Source organism: Adlercreutzia sp. DFI.6.23 (assembly GCF_024462535.1).
GTDB classification, from domain to species: Bacteria; Actinomycetota; Coriobacteriia; order Coriobacteriales; family Eggerthellaceae; genus Adlercreutzia; species Adlercreutzia rubneri.
Window position 1 is genome coordinate 1 of sequence record NZ_JANGBP010000196.1, and the last position, 399, is coordinate 399.

General features: G+C 62.7%; 1 protein-coding gene. It reads left to right on the plus strand.

Features of this window, described 5'->3' with window-relative positions; all coding sequences use genetic code 11:
* Positions 1–367 (plus strand): type II toxin-antitoxin system VapC family toxin (locus tag NE591_RS12980; protein ID WP_256156834.1); only part of this gene is annotated, 367 nt, incomplete at its 5' end.
* Positions 368–399 lie beyond the last annotated feature (32 nt).

Genomic DNA, 399 nt, shown 5'->3' on the forward strand with positions numbered 1-399 from the left:
GGGGCATCTGCCGCGGGCCCAGGAGATCATGCGGAAAAGCTCGCCGGATCTATTCGGCGTGCCGGCTATCGTCGAGGCCGAGCTGCTGTACGGGGCCGAGAACAGTAACAATCCCGAAGAGGGCCGCTACTTTGTAGAGAGCCTCTTGTCGCCGCTGCACATCATTCCCTTCGATCCCCGGTGCGCCGCCTGCTACGCGCGAGTCCGGGCCGTCTTGAAGCGGCGCGGTTGCATGATCGGGCCGAACGATCTGCTGATTGCCGCGACGGCCCTTGCCCATGGCGCGACGCTCGTTTCGAACAACACGAGGGAGTTCCGACGCGTCGAGGGACTGCTTCTGGAGTCATGGGCAGAGGTGGACTTTTAAGGTCGCAGTGAAGAAAATCTTCAGGCCCGTGG